The 18,964-nt window shown below is 65.9% G+C and carries 12 protein-coding genes and 3 rRNA genes; 2 read left to right on the forward strand and 13 right to left on the reverse strand.

What is annotated here, in order from left to right; translation table 11 throughout:
* Nucleotides 1-22: 22 nt before the first annotated feature.
* The 11 genes from L3078_RS07915 to L3078_RS07965 all read right to left on the reverse strand — a co-directional run bounded on the left by L3078_RS07915 (nt 23) and on the right by L3078_RS07965 (nt 13,109).
* Entirely contained in the window at nt 23-496 is a 474-nt protein-coding gene (locus L3078_RS07915) for a bifunctional nuclease family protein (RefSeq protein ID WP_005475662.1), read from the reverse strand.
* An 84-nt stretch (nt 497-580) separates the two neighbouring features.
* On the reverse strand, nt 581-1,336 hold the full coding sequence (gene ftsR, locus L3078_RS07920; protein ID WP_239752333.1) for a transcriptional regulator FtsR: 756 nt from the start codon (nt 1,334-1,336) through the stop codon (nt 581-583).
* Between the two features lie 42 nt (nt 1,337-1,378).
* Entirely contained in the window at nt 1,379-2,350 is a 972-nt protein-coding gene (locus L3078_RS07925) for an FHA domain-containing protein (RefSeq protein WP_078853998.1), read from the reverse strand.
* A 61-nt stretch (nt 2,351-2,411) separates the two neighbouring features.
* Complete coding sequence (locus L3078_RS07930; protein ID WP_239752334.1) at nt 2,412-3,287, reverse strand: DUF881 domain-containing protein; 876 nt, start codon at nt 3,285-3,287, stop codon at nt 2,412-2,414.
* 5 nt (nt 3,288-3,292) lie between these two features.
* Nucleotides 3,293-3,625 (reverse strand): small basic family protein, encoded by a 333-nt coding sequence (locus L3078_RS07935; protein ID WP_009343209.1) that lies wholly within the window; start codon nt 3,623-3,625, stop codon nt 3,293-3,295.
* Complete coding sequence (locus L3078_RS07940) at nt 3,622-4,527, reverse strand: DUF881 domain-containing protein (protein ID WP_239752335.1); 906 nt, start codon at nt 4,525-4,527, stop codon at nt 3,622-3,624. Before L3078_RS07940 ends, L3078_RS07935 begins: the two co-directional genes overlap by 4 nt.
* 98 nt (nt 4,528-4,625) lie before the next feature.
* On the reverse strand, nt 4,626-7,121 hold the full coding sequence (locus L3078_RS07945; protein ID WP_239752336.1) for a mannose-1-phosphate guanyltransferase: 2,496 nt from the start codon (nt 7,119-7,121) through the stop codon (nt 4,626-4,628).
* Nucleotides 7,122-7,233: 112 nt separating this feature from the next.
* On the reverse strand, nt 7,234-7,842 hold the full coding sequence (clsA, locus tag L3078_RS07950; protein WP_239752337.1) for a cardiolipin synthase ClsA: 609 nt from the start codon (nt 7,840-7,842) through the stop codon (nt 7,234-7,236).
* A gap of 109 nt (nt 7,843-7,951) precedes the next feature.
* Nucleotides 7,952-8,068: ribosomal RNA gene (rrf, locus tag L3078_RS07955) — 5S ribosomal RNA — on the reverse strand.
* A gap of 88 nt (nt 8,069-8,156) precedes the next feature.
* Nucleotides 8,157-11,276, reverse strand: a 23S ribosomal RNA gene (locus L3078_RS07960).
* Nucleotides 11,277-11,582: 306 nt separating this feature from the next.
* A 16S ribosomal RNA gene (locus L3078_RS07965) occupies nt 11,583-13,109 on the reverse strand.
* The 16S, 23S and 5S rRNA genes sit together here, the layout of an rRNA operon.
* A gap of 569 nt (nt 13,110-13,678) precedes the next feature.
* Here L3078_RS07965 and L3078_RS07970 point away from each other — a divergent pair.
* Nucleotides 13,679-14,128, forward strand: coding sequence for a PTS sugar transporter subunit IIA (locus L3078_RS07970; RefSeq protein WP_239752338.1), 450 nt, complete (start codon nt 13,679-13,681; stop codon nt 14,126-14,128).
* Nucleotides 14,129-14,205: 77 nt separating this feature from the next.
* Nucleotides 14,206-15,876, forward strand: a complete 1,671-nt coding sequence (gene ptsP, locus L3078_RS07975) for a phosphoenolpyruvate--protein phosphotransferase (RefSeq protein WP_239752339.1) — start codon at nt 14,206-14,208, stop codon at nt 15,874-15,876.
* Between the two features lie 61 nt (nt 15,877-15,937).
* On the opposite strand, the gene L3078_RS07980 is transcribed toward ptsP, so the two are convergent.
* Both L3078_RS07980 and L3078_RS07985 read right to left on the reverse strand, forming a co-directional pair.
* On the reverse strand, nt 15,938-16,846 hold the full coding sequence (locus L3078_RS07980) for a hypothetical protein (RefSeq protein ID WP_239752340.1): 909 nt from the start codon (nt 16,844-16,846) through the stop codon (nt 15,938-15,940).
* A 79-nt stretch (nt 16,847-16,925) separates the two neighbouring features.
* Complete coding sequence (locus tag L3078_RS07985) at nt 16,926-18,893, reverse strand: acetoacetate--CoA ligase (RefSeq protein ID WP_239752341.1); 1,968 nt, start codon at nt 18,891-18,893, stop codon at nt 16,926-16,928.
* Between the last annotated feature and the right edge of the window lie 71 nt (nt 18,894-18,964).

Raw genomic sequence — 18,964 nt, forward strand, 5'->3', positions numbered from 1 at the left:
CCCGCACGACCGCCCGCCGGGCTCACTGACTGTTCGTACCGAAGTCCTCGGGCGAGATCTGATCGAGGAACTCGCGGAACTTCTCCACCTCGTCCTCCTGCTCGTCCGGGATCGCGATGCCCGCGTCGTCGAGCACCCCGTCACTACCGAAGATCGGCGTACCCGTACGCAGCGCCAGCGCTATGGCGTCGGAGGGCCGCGCACTCACCTCGACCCCACTGGCGAACACCAGCTCCGCGTAGAAGACGCCCTCACGCAGGTCGGTGATGCGCACTTCCGTGAGCTCCTGGCCGACGGCCTCCAGCACGTCCTTGAACAGGTCGTGGGTCAGCGGTCGCGCGGGGGCCATGCCCTGCTGGGCGAACGCGATCGCCGTCGCCTCCCCCGGCCCGATCCAGATGGGGAGGTAACGGTCGCCTCCCACTTCGCGCAGGAGCACGATCGGTTGGTTGGAGGGCATTTCGACCCGGACACCTACGACATCGAGCTCGTTCACACAGCAACCCTAGGCCGTGCTCGGGATGTTTGGGTAGTCGGGCAGAGATCGGCCGACCGATCCGCCACGGGCGAACACCCCGCCTCAGCGCAGTCGCACGCCCAGCGCGCTCTGCACCAGGGCGGCGTGCAGCTTCACCGTGAGCCCCGCCAGCTCCCGCGTGCGATCCTCCGCATGGGCCCTGGTCTGCGGATTCCGATGCAGCCGCAAGGGCGCCACGACCTGGTCCACGAGCCCCGCCTCACGGTCCGCGGCGGCCCGCATCACCCGCAGATGGCGTGGCTCGATACCGAAGCGCCCCAGTTCCACCACCAGCGTGGCGACGGTCAGCGCCTCCGCGTCGTACGACCCGTCCGGCAGCGCCGCCACCAGCCCGTACGACTCCCACTCCGCCAGCTGCTCCTCGTCGATCCCGGCACCGGCCATCAGCTCACCGCGCCCGATCCGGGCCGCCGTCGGCTCCTCCGGCTCCCCGAAGAGCTCACTCAGGCGCTCTCCGTCGCCGACGTCCCGCTGACGCCCCACGGACGGCAGCCGTACGTCCTCGCCGCGCTCCAGGGCCTCCAGATACTCACGGATCACCTTGAGCGGCAGGTAGTGGTCCCGCTGCATCCTGAGGACGTGTCCCAGGCGCTCGACGTCCTCGGCGCTGAACTTGCGATACCCCGAGGGGGTCCGCTGCGGCTCGATGAGCCCCTCCGACTCCAGGAAACGGATCTTGGAGATGGTTACCTCGGGGAACTCCTCGCGCAGCGCGTTCAGCACCGTGCCGATGCTCATCAGGCCACTGTCCGCGGCGGCGGTGCCGTGGTCGGCACCACCGCTCGTAGTTCGAAGCATGGACCTTCCCTGGGGTCCCCCCGGACACGGTCCGGGGGAGGGTCAGTAGCCCCGCTGGCTCGCGTAGAAGACCAGCCGGTACTTGCCGATCTGCACCTCGTCGCCGTTGTGCAGGGCGACCTGGTCGATCCGCTCACGGTTGACGTAGGTGCCGTTCAGGCTGCCGACGTCGGCGACCGTGAACGAGCCGTCCTGGCCCCGGCGGAACTCCACGTGGCGACGCGAGACGGTCACGTCGTCCAGGAAGATGTCGCTCTGCGGGTGACGGCCCGCCGTGGTCAGATCGCCGTCCAGCAGGAAACGGCTGCCCGCGTTCGGGCCGCGACGCACGACGAGGAGTGCCGAGCCGAGCGGCAGCGCGTCGACGGCGGCCTGGGCCTCGGGAGAGAGCGCCGGCAGCTGGGTCTGGCCGGTGACCTCGGAGTCGTACGCCTCGAGGCCGGAGATGGAGATCGTGGAGGTCGTCTCGGACGGACGCTCGGGGGTCGCCCCGGCCCGCAGCGGAGCACCGCAGTTCGAGCAGAAGCGGCTGTTCTCCGCGTTGCGGTTACCGCACCTCGTACACACCAGGGCCGACATCGACGGATCCTCCTGCCGCGGCTGCCCCGCCGGGGCATTGGACGCATACGGGTCTGAGGCAAACCCTCCACCCGCACCTGAGGTTGACGGATCCCCGAAACCTATGCGGCCCGACTGGGCAGGGTCAACAGACGGCGCGCCCTGACCTCCGGAAATGTCACCTCCCGGACCAGCGACCTGGTCCCGGAACATGGGGCGCTCACCGCCCTGGCCCTCCGCTTCCGAAGGCTGCGCGCGATGGCGGGAGGTCGCGTTGTCGCTGCCCTCTCGCGCGCTCTTGCCGAACAACTTCGCAAACAACTTCACGGGCGATTCCCCTTGACCGAAACAGACCCGCCCGTGGGGCAGGACGAACCCTGACTGAACACACCGGCCGAGCCGGACAACCTCACAACGTCCGTACCCACCGGACAGTTTCCACCACGCACCACCCATTCGGTGCGCCGACCCCCCGCAACCTCATGCCCTGGCCGGACGGGCCCCATGCACCTGCGGTTCACTGGGAGGACGACCGAGCGTAGTCAGGCCGCTTCGCCGCTCGCAAGGCGTCCACGACGATCTTGTCCACCCGCTGCACGGTCACGGTGGCCTGCTCCTTCTCCAGTGTCTGCACCACGCCTCCGGGGATGTTCAGTGCGGGCTCGAGGTCCTGCGGATTACCGATGACCTTGAAACGAAACGGCTGGGTGATCTTGTTCCCGTCGACACTGATCCCGTCGTCGGAATCGGTCAGGTAGGTGCTGGCCACGACCCGTACGCCGTTCACCTGGATCGCCTCCGCGCCTGCCGCGCGCAGCTCCTGGATCGCGTCGAGCAACATATCCGCCTCGACCGTCCCCTTCGTGTCGTCGATCGTCAGTGTGATGCCGGGCCCCTGCGCCGCCACCGTGCCCGCCAGAATGCCGAGTTGCCGCTCCTTCTCGACCGTCTGTTTGCGTGCCTCCTCGGCCTGGTCCGAGCTGTTCTCCAACTCGGTGCGCTGATCCTCGAGACCCTGCTTCTCCTCCTCCAGACGCTGCGTACGGTCATCCAGTTCATCGAGGATGCGAACGAGGTCCTCCTGACGTGCCCCGCGCAGCGCGCTGTCGTCGTTGTTGGACGCCACCTGGATGGCCAGCCCGAAGCCGAGGCCGAACAGCAGCAGGGCCACGATGAGTTGGGCGCGGGTGAAGCGCGGCGGCCACAGTCCCTGGGCCAGCCGCTGCCGCCCGGTCAGCTTGTCCTTCTCCTCCTGAGGCGCCGCACCGGGCTCCTCGGCGGCCGCGGGGGCCACTTCCTGGGGCAGTTCCCGGCGCAGCCGGGCCGTCGGTGTGTCGTCCCCTCCGGCGCCCGGGGTCGGCTTCGGATCCGGCGTCTGGTCCTGGTCGCTCATCGGCCTCACGCCCGGAACACGTGCCGGCGGATCGCCGCGGCGTTGGAGAAGATGCGGATCCCGAGGACGACCACGACGCCCGTGGACAGCTGGGCGCCGACGCCCAACTTGTCGCCGAGGAAGACGATCAGGGCGGCCACCACCACGTTCGACAGGAACGACACGACGAAGACCTTGTCGTCGAAGATGCCGTCCAGCATCGCGCGCAGACCACCGAAGACGGCGTCCAGCGCCGCCACCACGGCGATGGGGAGATACGGCTCTACCACCGCCGGTACCTCGGGCCGGACCAGCAGTCCGGCCACGACTCCGAGGACGAGGCCCAGTACGGCGATCACGATGTGCCCTTCTCTGTGCTGGGTTCTGCTGTTCGTACGATCACGCTCGGCGCGGCCGGCACCTTGATGTCGTCCTCGACGGAGATGCTCGTCCGGATGCCGAAGTTCTCCTGGAGGGCGTGCAGATACAGCCCGTCGGGGCTGTTCTGGAACGTGGTGCTCAGCCGCTGCCCGTCCCCCACCGCGAGGACCGTGTAGGGCGGTGCCAGCGGCTTGTTGTCGACCAGTATCGCGTCGCCCGCTGCCCTGATCGCCGACAGTGCGGTGAGCCGCTGACCGTTGATCGAGACGGCTTCGGCGCCGGACTCCCACAGCCCGTTGACGACCCGCTGCATGTCCCGGTCCCGCACACGGCCGGTGTCCGAGAAGCCCGACGTCTCGCGCGGGTCGCCGTCACCGCCCTGACCGGCACCCTTGGCGTCGTTGACGACGAGACGGACTCCGGGGCCGTGCACCTCGACGGCGCCCGACAGGATGCCCACCAGGTCGTCACCGTCGCTGCCGCCGTCGTCCTTGAGTGCCTTGCGCTGTCGGGCGCTCACGTCGTCCCGGAGCTCGTCCACGGAGTCCTCGAGCTCGTCCGCGGCGGCCGTCTCCTCCTGGATACGGTCGATGAGCTCCTCGCGCTCCTTGGCGACCACGGGAGCGCTGATGCGCGCCTGCGCGGCACCCACCGTCACCACCAGGGCGGCGAGGACCAGACCGACCGCGAGTCCCAGCTTGGCCCGCACCGTCTTCGGCATGCCCTCGGCGCCCGCGGCCTTCCTGCGGGCGGCCGCCTCGGCGTATCCGTCGTCGAGGCTGTGGTCCATGACGTTGTTGAGCAGCGACATGGAGGCGTCCGGACGCGACGGGCGCGCGGGTGTGCTCCGAACGGGGGGCTGCTGCGGCATGCCGCACATCGTCGCACGTCGCGACCACTACCTCCGAATGGCCCCACCCGCGTGCCGGACAGGCCCCGTTGGGGGCACTTGTCCGGCACGCGCGCGTGCGAGGCGATTCAGCGACCGGCGCTGTCCACGACCGCCGCCCACTCGTCGAGCAGGGACTGCGCGGAGGCGTCGTCGGGCCCCTCGGCCCACAGATGCGTGACGGCTTCGGCCGGGTCCGGCAGGACCATCACCCACCGCCCGTCGGTCTCCACGACCCGCACCCCGTCGGTGGTGTCCACGAAACGGTCCCCGGCCGCCTCGACGACCCGGCGCATCACCAGGCCCTTGACGGCCCACGGGGTGGCGAGATCCCGCTTCAGGACGTGCGCCCGCGGAATCCGTGCGTCGATCTGGCTGAGCGTGAGCTGCGTCCGCGCCACCAGTCCGATGAGCCGTACGAAGGCCGCCGTCCCGTCGAAGACGCTGCTGAACTCCGGCACGATGAAGCCACCGCGTCCGTCGCCGCCGAAGATGGTCGTCTCGTCACGGCCGACCCGCGTGAGGTCGTCGGGCGATGTGGTCGTCCACTCGACCTGCGTGCCGTGATAGGCGGCGACCTGCTCGCCGATCCTGGTGGTGGTCACCGGAAGCGCGACCCGTCCGCTCCGCCGCTCGGCGGCGACCAGGTCGAGCATGACCAGCAGGGCCCGGTCGTCCTCGACGATGCGGCCCTTCTCGTCGACGAGCGACAGCCGTTCACCGACGGGGTCGAACCGGACGCCGAACGCGGCCCGCGAGGACGCGACGATCTCGCCCAGCCGCACCAGCCCCGACCGCCGCATGTCGCCGGTCTCCGTCGGCCTGGACTCGTCGAGACCCGGGTTGATCGTCAACGAGTCGACACCCAGCTTGCCGAGCAGACTCGGCAGGACGAGACCGGCGCTGCCGTTGGACGCGTCCACGACGACCTTGAGCCCCGAGTCGGCGATCCCGGTCGTGTCCACGTTCCGCAGCAACGAGCCGGTGTACGAGTCGAACACACTGGCCGGGAAGTGCAGGTCCCCGATCTCGCCCGGGAACGCGCGCCGGTACTCCTGTCGCGCGAACACCCGATCCAGCTTCCGCTGGCTGGCCTGCGACAGGTCGGCACCCTGCCCGTCGAAGAACATGATGTCGACGGAGTCCGGAACCCCCGGAGTCGTCCGGATCATGATCCCGCCGGCGCTTCCCCGCGCGGTCTGCTGCCGCGCGACCGGCAGCGGCACGTTCTCCAGGTCCCGTACGTCGATGGCGCTGGCCTGCAGCGCCGAGATGACCGCCCGCTTCAGCGCGCGGGCGCCTCGGGAGTGGTCACGGGCGGTGGTGACCGTGGAGCCCTTCTTGAGGGTCGTCGCGTAGGCTCCCGCGAGCCGCACGGCCAGCTCGGGAGTGATCTCCACGTTCAGGATGCCGGACACGCCCCGGGCACCGAACAGATGGGCCTGCCCGCGGGACTCCCAGATCACCGAGGTGTTGACGAACGCGCCGGCCTCGATCGTCTTGAAGGGGTAGACACGCACATTCCCCTGGATGATCGATTCTTCGCCGACGAGGCACTCGTCGCCGATCACCGCGCCGTCCTCGATCCGTGCGGCGCGCATGATGTCGGTGTTCTTGCCGACCACACAGCCACGCAGATTGCTGTGCTGGCCGATGTAGACGTTGTCGTGGACCACGGCCTTGTGCAGGAAGGCCCCGCTCTTCACGACGACGTTCGAGCCCACGACGGTGTGCTCACGGATCTCGGCGCCGGCTTCGACCTTGGCGTAGTCCCCGATGTAGAGCGGCCCGCGCAGCACGGCGTCGGGGTGCACCTCGGCACCTTCAGCGATCCACACACCGGGCGAGAGCTCGAATCCGTCGATCTCGACGTCGACCTTGCCCTCGAGCACGTCGGCCTGAGCCTTCACATAGCTCTCGTGCGTGCCGACGTCCTCCCAATAGCCCTCGGCGACATAGCCGTAGACCGGCTTGCCCTCCTTCATCAGCTGCGGGAAGACGTCGCCGGACCAGTCGACGGGGACATCGGCCTCGACATAGTCGAAGACCTCGGGCTCCATCACGTAGATGCCCGTGTTGACGGTGTCGGAGAAGACCTGGCCCCAGGTGGGCTTCTCCAGGAAACGCTCGACCTTCCCTTCCTCGTCCACGATCGTGATACCGAATTCCAGAGGGTTCGGTACCCGGGTCAGACAGACGGTGACGAGCGCGCCTTTTTCCTTGTGGAAATTGATGAGCTCGGTGAGGTCGAAGTCGGTGAGGGCATCGCCGGAGATGACGAGGAAGGCATCGTCCTTCAGCGCCTCCTCGGCGTTCTTGACGCTCCCGGCGGTACCGAGTGGCTTCTCCTCATTGGCATAGGTGAGCTCCATCCCGAGCTCCTCGCCGTCCCCGAAGTAGTTCTTGACGAGTGACGCCAGGAACTGGACAGTAACGACGGTCTCGTTGAGCCCATGCCTTTTGAGCAGCCGCAGTACGTGCTCCATGATCGGGCGGTTCGCCACGGGCAGGAGCGGTTTGGGCATGCTCGAGGTCATGGGGCGAAGGCGTGTGCCTTCGCCTCCGGCCATCACGACGGCCTTCATGTCGGAAGCGTCCTCCTTGAAGAGACGGTCTAGCCGACTTCACCCGTCCAGATTGTCCCGCACTTTTCCGACGCGGGCCATCGAGCCACAAACGGCCGCCCACTGGGCGGGCTCAATCGGCCATGGCGTCCGCACTGACGAGTCGGCGGACCTGAACCACGTAGAGGATCCCTGCCCACCAATACAGCGTTGTACCCCATCCGGCGAACGCCCATCCGAAAATAGCAGCGAGTGACGAGATCCATCCGCTTCCGTCACTGAGCAGCAGCAACGGGAAGGCATACATCAGGTTGAACGTAGCCGCCTTGCCGAGGAAGTTCACCTGCGGCGGCGGATAGCCGTGCCGTCTGAGGATGCCCACCATCACCAGCAGGACCAGCTCACGCAGGAGCAGTACAGCGGTCAACCACAGGGGCAGAATCTCGCGCCATGTGAGACCTACCAGAGTTGACAGGATGTACAGCCTGTCAGCCGCGGGATCGAGAAGCCGGCCGAGGCTGCTGATCTGGTTCCAGCGTCGCGCGAGCTTGCCGTCCAGATAGTCACTCACGCCGCTGAGAGCGATCACCAGGAACGCCCAGCCGTCGACCTTGGGACCGCCGAACTCGGGCCAGAGAATCAACCACAGGAAGACGGGCACGCCGACGAGCCGCGCCATGCTGAGAATGTTCGGGATGGTGAGGACCCGGTCCGTCTGGACCCGGGTCTCCTGTACCTCCACCCGGGGGCCTCCTGTGGGAAATGAGCCAACGATGCCCCCTGACCTTACCTCAACGCAAAAAAGCTCTGGCTCTTGGGCATCATGCCCAAGAGCCAGAGCTCTAAAAGAAGTTCGGCGGCGTCCTACTCTCCCACAGGGTCCCCCCTGCAGTACCATCGGCGCTGTAAGGCTTAGCTTCCGGGTTCGGAATGTAACCGGGCGTTTCCCTCACGCTATGACCACCGAAACACTATGAAACACTCAACCGCACCACGCTCCGTGGAGACGTGGGGTTGTTCGTGGTTTCAGAACCAACACAGTGGACGCGAGCAACTGAGGACAAGCCCTCGGCCTATTAGTACCAGTCAACTCCACCCATTACTGGGCTTCCATATCTGGCCTATCAACCCAGTCGTCTACTGGGAGCCTTACCCCATCAAGTGGGTGGGAATACTCATCTCGAAGCAGGCTTCCCGCTTAGATGCTTTCAGCGGTTATCCCTCCCGAACGTAGCCAACCAGCCATGCCCTTGGCAGAACAACTGGCACACCAGAGGTTCGTCCGTCCCGGTCCTCTCGTACTAGGGACAGCCCTTCTCAATATTCCTACGCGCGCAGCGGATAGGGACCGAACTGTCTCACGACGTTCTAAACCCAGCTCGCGTACCGCTTTAATGGGCGAACAGCCCAACCCTTGGGACCGACTCCAGCCCCAGGATGCGACGAGCCGACATCGAGGTGCCAAACCATCCCGTCGATATGGACTCTTGGGGAAGATCAGCCTGTTATCCCCGGGGTACCTTTTATCCGTTGAGCGACGGCGCTTCCACAAGCCACCGCCGGATCACTAGTCCCGACTTTCGTCCCTGCTCGACCCGTCGGTCTCACAGTCAAGCTCCCTTGTGCACTTACACTCACCACCTGATTGCCAACCAGGCTGAGGGAACCTTTGGGCGCCTCCGTTACCCTTTGGGAGGCAACCGCCCCAGTTAAACTACCCATCAGACACTGTCCCCGATCCGGATCACGGACCCGGGTTAGACATCCAGCACGACCAGACTGGTATTTCAACGACGACTCCACCCGAACTGGCGTCCGAGCTTCACAGTCTCCCAGCTATCCTACACAAGCCGAACCGAACACCAATATCAAACTGTAGTAAAGGTCCCGGGGTCTTTCCGTCCTGCTGCGCGAAACGAGCATCTTTACTCGTAGTGCAATTTCACCGGGCCTATGGTTGAGACAGTCGAGAAGTCGTTACGCCATTCGTGCAGGTCGGAACTTACCCGACAAGGAATTTCGCTACCTTAGGATGGTTATAGTTACCACCGCCGTTTACTGGCGCTTAAGTTCTCAGCTTCGCCACCCCGAAGAGTGACTAACCGGTCCCCTTAACGTTCCAGCACCGGGCAGGCGTCAGTCCGTATACATCGCCTTACGGCTTCGCACGGACCTGTGTTTTTAGTAAACAGTCGCTTCTCGCTGGTCTCTGCGGCCACCCCCAGCTCACCGAGTAAATCGGATCACCAGTGATGGCCCCCTTCTCCCGAAGTTACGGGGGCATTTTGCCGAGTTCCTTAACCATAGTTCACCCGAACGCCTCGGTATTCTCTACCAGACCACCTGAGTCGGTTTAGGGTACGGGCCGCCATGAAACTCGCTAGAGGCTTTTCTCGACAGCATAGGATCATCCACTTCACCACAATCGGCTCGGCATCAGGTCTCAGACTATTGCCAGGCGGATTTACCTACCTGACGTCCTACACCCTTACCCCGGGACAACCACCGCCCGGGATGGACTACCTTCCTGCGTCACCCCATCACTCACCTACTGCAAGTCTGGTTCGTCGGCTCCACCACTCCCCTTCACCCGAAGGATCCGGGGCGGCTTCACGGACTTAGCATCGCCTGGTTCGATGTTTGACGCTTCACAGCGGGTACCGGAATATCAACCGGTTATCCATCGACTACGCCTGTCGGCCTCGCCTTAGGTCCCGACTTACCCTGGGCAGATCAGCTTGACCCAGGAACCCTTGGTCAATCGGCGCAAACGTTTCTCACGTTTGTATCGCTACTCATGCCTGCATTCTCACTCGTGAACCGTCCACAACTCGCTTACACGGCTGCTTCACCCGGCACACGACGCTCCCCTACCCATCCATACAGGCGTTGGCCCTATTGTATGAATGACACGACTTCGGCGGTACGCTTGAGCCCCGCTACATTGTCGGCGCGGAATCACTAGACCAGTGAGCTATTACGCACTCTTTCAAGGGTGGCTGCTTCTAAGCCAACCTCCTGGTTGTCTCTGCGACTCCACATCCTTTCCCACTTAGCGTACGCTTAGGGGCCTTAGTCGATGCTCTGGGCTGTTTCCCTCTCGACCATGGAGCTTATCCCCCACAGTCTCACTGCCGCGCTCTCACTTACCGGCATTCGGAGTTTGGCTAAGGTCAGTAACCCGGTAGGGCCCATCGCCTATCCAGTGCTCTACCTCCGGCAAGAAACACACGACGCTGCACCTAAATGCATTTCGGGGAGAACCAGCTATCACGGAGTTTGATTGGCCTTTCACCCCTAACCACAGGTCATCCCCCAGGTTTTCAACCCTGGTGGGTTCGGTCCTCCACGAAGTCTTACCTCCGCTTCAACCTGCCCATGGCTAGATCACTCCGCTTCGGGTCTTGAGCGTGCTACTAAAGTCGCCCTGTTCGGACTCGCTTTCGCTACGGCTACCCCACCCGGGTTAACCTCGCAACACACCGCAAACTCGCAGGCTCATTCTTCAAAAGGCACGCAGTCACGAGATGGAAGCAAGCTTCTATCCGACGCTCCCACGGCTTGTAGGCACACGGTTTCAGGTACTATTTCACTCCGCTCCCGCGGTACTTTTCACCATTCCCTCACGGTACTATCCGCTATCGGTCACCAGGGAATATTTAGGCTTAGCGGGTGGTCCCGCCAGATTCACACGGGATTTCTCGGGCCCCGTGCTACTTGGGTGTCTCTCAAACGAGCCGTACAGATTTCAGCTACGGGGGTCTTACCCTCTACGCCGGACCTTTCGCATGTCCTTCGCCTACCCATACGGTTTCTGACTCGTCCTGTTGCCGGCAGACAACAGAAGAGAGATCCCACAACCCCGTATACGCAACCCCTGCCGGGTCTCACACGCATACGGTTTGGCCTCATCCAGTTTCGCTCGCCACTACTCCCGGAATCACGGTTGTTTTCTCTTCCTGCGGGTACTGAGATGTTTCACTTCCCCGCGTTCCCTCCACTTGCCCTATGTGTTCAGGCAAGGGTGACAGCCCATGACGACTGCCGGGTTTCCCCATTCGGACACCCCCGGATCAAAGCCTGGTTGACGACTCCCCGGGGCCTATCGTGGCCTCCCACGTCCTTCATCGGTTCCTGGTGCCAAGGCATCCACCGTGCGCCCTTAAAAACTTGGCCACAGATGCTCGCGTCCACTGTGCAGTTCTCAAACAACGACCAACCACCCGCCACCCCACCGGACAAGCCAGTGAGTTCACCGGGGTCGGCACTGAAGGAAAGTTCATTCCCTCAGACACCCAACAGCGTGCCCAGCCGGCTCCCGCCCGGAGATCATGTTTTCCACGCCCTTGCGAGCAGTACTAACAGCCTCCGACCCGTGAAACCGGCCGAATAATCAACGTTCCACCCATGAGCAACCAGCATCAGACGTTCGCTGATGATCTGGCCTCTGGACTGCCGTAGCAGCCTAGAAATGCTCCTTAGAAAGGAGGTGATCCAGCCGCACCTTCCGGTACGGCTACCTTGTTACGACTTCGTCCCAATCGCCAGTCCCACCTTCGACAGCTCCCTCCCACAAGGGGTTGGGCCACCGGCTTCGGGTGTTACCGACTTTCGTGACGTGACGGGCGGTGTGTACAAGGCCCGGGAACGTATTCACCGCAGCAATGCTGATCTGCGATTACTAGCAACTCCGACTTCATGGGGTCGAGTTGCAGACCCCAATCCGAACTGAGACAGGCTTTTTGAGATTCGCTCCGCCTCGCGGCTTCGCAGCTCATTGTACCTGCCATTGTAGCACGTGTGCAGCCCAAGACATAAGGGGCATGATGACTTGACGTCGTCCCCACCTTCCTCCGAGTTGACCCCGGCAGTCTCCTGTGAGTCCCCATCACCCCGAAGGGCATGCTGGCAACACAGAACAAGGGTTGCGCTCGTTGCGGGACTTAACCCAACATCTCACGACACGAGCTGACGACAGCCATGCACCACCTGTACACCGACCACAAGGGGGCGACCATCTCTGGCCGTTTCCGGTGTATGTCAAGCCTTGGTAAGGTTCTTCGCGTTGCGTCGAATTAAGCCACATGCTCCGCTGCTTGTGCGGGCCCCCGTCAATTCCTTTGAGTTTTAGCCTTGCGGCCGTACTCCCCAGGCGGGGAACTTAATGCGTTAGCTGCGGCACCGACGACGTGGAATGTCGCCAACACCTAGTTCCCACCGTTTACGGCGTGGACTACCAGGGTATCTAATCCTGTTCGCTCCCCACGCTTTCGCTCCTCAGCGTCAGTAATGGCCCAGAGATCCGCCTTCGCCACCGGTGTTCCTCCTGATATCTGCGCATTTCACCGCTACACCAGGAATTCCGATCTCCCCTACCACACTCTAGTCTGCCCGTATCGAATGCAGACCCGGGGTTAAGCCCCGGGCTTTCACATCCGACGCGACAGACCGCCTACGAGCTCTTTACGCCCAATAATTCCGGACAACGCTCGCGCCCTACGTATTACCGCGGCTGCTGGCACGTAGTTAGCCGGCGCTTCTTCTGCAGGTACCGTCACTTTCGCTTCTTCCCTGCTGAAAGAGGTTTACAACCCGAAGGCCGTCATCCCTCACGCGGCGTCGCTGCATCAGGCTTTCGCCCATTGTGCAATATTCCCCACTGCTGCCTCCCGTAGGAGTCTGGGCCGTGTCTCAGTCCCAGTGTGGCCGGTCGCCCTCTCAGGCCGGCTACCCGTCGTCGCCTTGGTGAGCCGTTACCTCACCAACAAGCTGATAGGCCGCGGGCTCATCCTTCACCGCCGGAGCTTTCCACACTCATCGGATGCCCGAGAGTGTCGTATCCGGTATTAGACCCCGTTTCCAGGGCTTGTCCCAGAGTGAAGGGCAGATTGCCCACGTGTTACTCACCCGTTCGCCACTAATCCCCACCGAAGTGGTTCATCGTTCGACTTGCATGTGTTAAGCACGCCGCCAGCGTTCGTCCTGAGCCAGGATCAAACTCTCCGTGAATGTTTACCCGTAATCGGGTGCACACATCACGAGAGCGGAACCACCGGCGGAATAAGCCGATGGTTCACAGCGTCCTCGCTGTGTTTATTTCAAAGGAACCTCGCCCCAGCAGATGCTGGAGACGGGGTATCAACTAATCTGGCGTTGATTTTTGGCACGCTGTTGAGTTCTCAAGGAACGGACGCTTCCTTTGTACTCACCCAAGTTATTTCCTGGGCTTTCCTCCGGGCGCTTCCCTTCGGTGTTCCAAACTCTATCAGTGTTTTTCCGGCCCCCTGACCATCGTCCTGCAGGCATGCAGAAGACGATCCCGGGATAGGATCTGAACGATCTGAACGAGTTCGGTGCTGCCGGGGTCGGACACACAGTGCCGCTCGCCCCGAGGCAGGTCTAAGACTCTACATCGGGCCGCGGAGCCCGTGCAAATCGCTTCGAGGGGTGGTCTAGACCTCTAACGCGGAGCTATCGTGCGGAACGGGTACTTCAACTGACCTACCCTGCTGCTCAGCGCGCCGCCCCGGGACCCACGGGGGCGGCGCCCTCATAGATCTCCACCTGGGAGGCTTCCCATGACCACCGTGCTGTCCCCTCTCGCAGGACGCGCCATCGGACTGACCGCCGTGCCGGATCCCGTGTTCTCGGGGGCGATGGTCGGCCCCGGCACGGCGATCGATCCCGTGCGGGAGGCAGGCGAGGCCGTCTCTCCCGTCGACGGGGTCGTCGTCTCCCTGCACCCGCATGCGTTCGTCGTGGTGGACGGTGAGGGACACGGTGTGCTGACGCATCTCGGTATCGACACCGTGCAGCTGAACGGTGAGGGCTTCGAGGTGCTCGTGAACAAGGGCGACACCGTGCGACGGGGTCAGTCCGTGGTGCGCTGGAACCCCGCCGCCGTGGAGGCCGCGGGAAAGTCGCCGATCTGCCCTGTGGTGGCCTTGGAGGCCACGGCCGACTCCCTCACCGAGCTCCGCGAGGACGGCGAGGTGAAGGCCGGCGACACGCTCTTCGGCTGGCGGTGACCTCGGGGCCGTACCGGCCCGCACGTTCCACAACCACCGCGGCGGCGGGATCCGCCGCACTATCGGAGACAGGTGAGATGGAGACAACGCTGCGAGGCGTCGGTGTGAGCCACGGTGTGGCGATCGGCGAGGTTCGGCACATGGGGACGGCGGTGCTGGAGCCGCCCGCCAAGCAGATCCCGGCGGCGGACGCGGAGCGCGAGCAGGGGCGTGCCCGTAAGGCCGTGGACGCGGTGGCCGCCGATCTGATCGCGCGCGGCAATCTGGCCGGGGGCGAGGCCCAGGCCGTGCTGGAGGCCCAGGCCCTGATGGCCCAGGACCCGGAGCTGATGGCGGATGTGGAGCGACGTATCGCCGTGGGGAGCACGGCGGAGCGTGGTGTCTACGACGCCTTCGCCGCGTATCGGGCGCTGCTGGCCGGGGCCGGCGAGTACCTCGCGGGTCGCGTGGCCGACCTCGACGATGTGCGGAATCGTATCGTCGCCCGGCTGCTCGGGGTTCCGATGCCGGGGGTGCCGGACAGCGACGAGCCGTACGTGCTCATCGCCCGGGACCTGGCCCCCGCGGACACGGCGCTGCTCGATCCGACGCTCGTCCTCGGTTTCGTGACCGAGGAGGGTGGGCCGACGAGTCACAGCGCGATTCTGGCGCGGGCGCTCGGGGTGCCGGCCGTGGTCGCGCTGCCGGGGGCCGGGGAGCTCGCCGAGGGCACGGAGATCGCCGTGGACGGCAGCACCGGTGAGATCTTCGTGAACCCGAGTGCGGAGAAGAAGGCCGAACTGGAGGCCGCCGCGGCGGCGCGGAAGGCCGCGCTGGCCGCGTCGAGTGGACCCGGGGCGACCTCTGACGGGCACCGGGTTCCGCTGCTGGCCAATGTGGGCGGCCCCGCCGACGTGCCGGCGGCCGTGGAGGCCGGGGCCGAGGGGGTCGGGCTGTTCCGGACCGAGTTCCTCTTCCTGGACGACAGCAAGGCGGCGCCGTCCGAGGACAAGCAGGTCGAGGCGTACCGCCAGGTGTTGGAGGCCTTCCCCGAGGGGCGTGTGGTGGTGCGGGTGCTGGACGCCGGCGCCGACAAGCCGCTGGAGTTCCTCACGCCGGCCGACGAGCCGAACCCGGCCCTCGGTGTGCGTGGTCTGCGGACGCTCCTCGATCACCCCGAGGTGCTGCGGACGCAGCTGACGGCGCTCGCGAAGGCCGCCGAAGGGCTGCCGGTCCACCTCGAGGTCATGGCGCCGATGGTCGCGGACCGCACGGACGCCAAGGCGTTCGCCGACGCGTGTCGTGAGGCGGGGCTGCGGGCCAAGTTCGGTGCCATGGTGGAGATCCCGTCGGCGGCGCTGCGGGCGCGGTCGATCCTGCGGGAAGTCGAGTTCCTCTCGCTGGGGACCAATGACCTCGCGCAGTACACGTTCGCGGCCGACCGGCAGGTGGGTGCCGTGTCGCGGCTCCAGGATCCGTGGCAGCCGGCCCTGCTCGACCTGGTCGCGCTGTCCGCCGAGGCGGCGCAGGCCGAGGGCAAGAGCTGTGGTGTCTGCGGTGAGGCGGCGTCGGATCCGCTGCTCGCGTGTGTGCTGACCGGTCTGGGGGTCACCTCCCTGTCCATGGGTGCGGCGTCGATTCCGTATGTGCGGGCGACCTTGGCGAAGTACACGCTGGCGCAGTGCGAGCGGGCCGCCGCCGCCGCGCGTGCCGCGGACACGGCCGAGGAGGCGCGTGGCGCGGCGCAGGCGGTGCTGTCGGGCGAGTAGACCGGCGGACCGGCCGGTGTCGAGGGGCGCTCCACCTTCGGGTGGGGCGCCCCTCGCCCGTTCAGTGGGTGTGGCCGTGCTGGGTCGGGCCTCCCTGGCCGGGGTCGTCCCCGAGGTCGGGCGGGGTGCAGTAGTCGACGCCGGACTCCGGGGAGACGAGGTCTCCGGACTCCCGGTCGGTGCAGTAGGCGTCGAAGACCTCTCCCGCGGTGAGGGGGGCGAGGCCGTCTCCGCGCAGGTGCCAGCCGTAGACGCGCTCGGTCCGGTCCGGGGCGGTGGTGCGCATGACGAGTCCGCCGGGGCTTCGGGTGGCGATGCCGAGGGCCAGGACGGTGGCGAACTCCAGGGCCTCGGACTCGTCGATGCGAGTGGCTCCTTCGGTGTCCTGGTCGGCGTGGAGGACGGCGGCCAGTGCCTGGGGTTCGGCGGAGACGCTGCAGACGAGGTGGCGTTCGCCCGGGTCGGCGGTGTCGAGGATGCGCTTGAGCAGGTGCATGGCGCGGGAGAAGGCCGCGCGGCCGATGTCCTCGCCGCAGGAGGCGCACTCGCCGATCTGGGCGAGGAGTGTGGTGGCGTACTCCCAGGTGGCGAGGCGGACGGCTTCGTCGATGAGGTCGGGGACGAGCTCGGTGAGGGGCTGTCCTTCGTACGGGACGGCGGCGCCCGTCGCGGCCAGCTCGGCGGTGAAGCGGGTGCGGCTGGCGGGGGTGTCGGGTTCGAGGCCGGTGTCGGCGCAGAACTCCGCGTACTCCTCGGGGTCGAAGAGGGCGACCGTGGTGTGGTTGCCCTGCGCGGAGAGGGTCCTGAGCAGGGCTTCCACTTGTCGGAGGTAGGTCGTGTGGTCGTCGAAGGTGAAGCTGCGGTAGCGCCGCATGGCGGTGAAGTCGTGTTCGTCGGCCAGCAGGCCGATGGTGCCCGCGATCTCGCGGCGCAGGACGCGGCGCATGCTCTGGTGGTCGGTGCGTGCCATGTTCTCCCCCTGTGCGAACGGTCGATCAATGCTCACTCACAGTAATCGAGGGCACTGACAACGCGGTCGCGTGCGGGGGTCAGGCTCGCTCGCGGGCCAGGTCCTCGTAGAAGCGCAGGAGGTCGAGGTTGTCGATGGAGCCGGGGTTGACCGCCTTGTCCAGCGGGGTGCCCTGGAGGAGGCGTTTGACGGGGACCTCGATGCGTTTGCCGGTGAGGGTGTGCGGGACGCCGGGGACTTCGATGACCTCGTCGGGGACATGACGCGGTGAGAGCTGTTCGCGGATGGTCCGCTTGATGCGGGTGAGGAGGGCCTCGTCGAGCGTCGCTCCTGGGGCGAGGTGGACGAAGAGGGGCATCCAGTAGCCGCCGTCGGGCTGTTCGACGCCGATGACGAGGGACTCCTTGATCTCGGGGAGGCGTTCGACGGCTTCGTAGATGTCGGCCGAACCCATGCGGACGCCTTGGCGGTTGAGCGTGGAGTCGGAGCGGCCGTGGATCACGACGGAGCCCCGGGAGGTGAGGGTGATCCAGTCGCCGTGGCGCCAGACGCCGGGGTAGGTGTCGAAGTAGCTGTCGTGGTAGCGGGTGCCGTCGGGGTCGTTCCAGAAGTGGATCGGCATGGACGGCATGGGGTTGGTGACGACCAGTTCGCCGACCTCGTCGACGAGGGGTTTGCCGCTGGGGTCCCAGGACTGGAGGTCGGTGCCGAGGCTGGGGGCCTGGAGTTCGCCGATGTGGACCGGGAGGGTGGGGACGGCTCCCGCGAAGCAGGAGCACACGTCGGTGCCGCCGCTGACGGAGGCGATCCAGAGGTCCTCGCGGACCTCGTCGTGGAGCCAGCGGAAGCCGTCGGGCGGGAGCGGGGATCCTGTGGTGCCGACGCACTGGACGCGGGAGAGATCGTAGTCGCGGCCGGGGTGGACGTCGGCCTTGCGGCAGGCCATGACGTAGGCGGCGGAGGTGCCGAAGAGGGTGGCGCCGGTGCGTTCGGCGACGCGCCACTGGGCGCCGGTGTCGGGGTGGCCGGGGCTGCCGTCGTACAGGACGACGGTGGTGCCGGTGAGGAGGCCGGAGACGAGGAAGTTCCACATCATCCAGCCGGTGGAGGTGTACCAGAAGAAGCGGTCCTCGGGGCCGAGGTCGCAGTGCAGGCCGAGCTGTTTGAGGTGTTCGACGAGGATGCCGCCCTGGGACTGGACGAGGGCCTTGGGGAGTCCGGTGGTGCCGGAGGAGTAGAGCACCCACAGGGGGTGGTCGAACGGGACCTGTTCGAAGGTCGGGGTGACGTCCGCGGAGGTCAGGGCCGACCATTCCAGAGCGCCCTCGGGGGCTTCGGTGCCGAGGACGGGGATGTGGACCACGGCGCGCAGGGTGGGCAGCTCGCGGCGGAGTTCGGCGACGGTGTCGCGGCGGTCGTGTTCCTTGCCGCCGTAGCGGTAGCCGTCGACGGCGAACAGGACGACGGGTTCGACCTGCTGGAAGCGGTCGAGGACGCTGCGGGCACCGAAGTCGGGGGCGCAGGAGGTCCAGACGCCGCCCACGGCGGCCGTGGCGAGGAGGGCGACGACGGCCTGCGGGATGTTCGGGAGGTAGCCGCTGACGCGGTCGCCGGGGCGTACGCCGAGGGCGCGCAGTTCGGCGGCGAGTGAGCCGACCTGGCGGCGCAGCTCGGACCAGGTCACCGGGCGTGGTTCGTGGGTCTCGTCGACGTGGAGCAGGGCCGGTTCCTCGGCGCGGGTGTCGGTCGCGCGGAGGGCGTGTTCCGCGTAGTTGAGGGTGGCGCCGGGGAACCACGAGGCGCCGGGCATGGTGCGATCGCCGAGCACGCGCGCGTAGGGGGTGGAGAACCGTACGTCGAACCACTCCGTGACGGCTTTCCAGAACGTCTCGAGTTCGTCGACCGACCAGCGGTGCAGGGCCGGGTATCCGCCCTCGGCGGGCGCTCCGTGGTGTTCGGCCGCCCAGGACTGGAACGCGGTGATCCGGGCCCGGGCGACGCGGTCCGCGTCGGGCTGCCAGAGCGGCGAGGGGTTCGCTGAGGTCATGGGGCGGCTCCCGGGACTGTGCGCGTGGTGGGCGTCGTGCGCGCCCGAGCAGGGGTGTGCGCGTGACGCGG

It is taken from the genome of Streptomyces deccanensis (genome assembly GCF_022385335.1).
Classification (GTDB): domain Bacteria; phylum Actinomycetota; class Actinomycetes; order Streptomycetales; family Streptomycetaceae; genus Streptomyces; species Streptomyces deccanensis.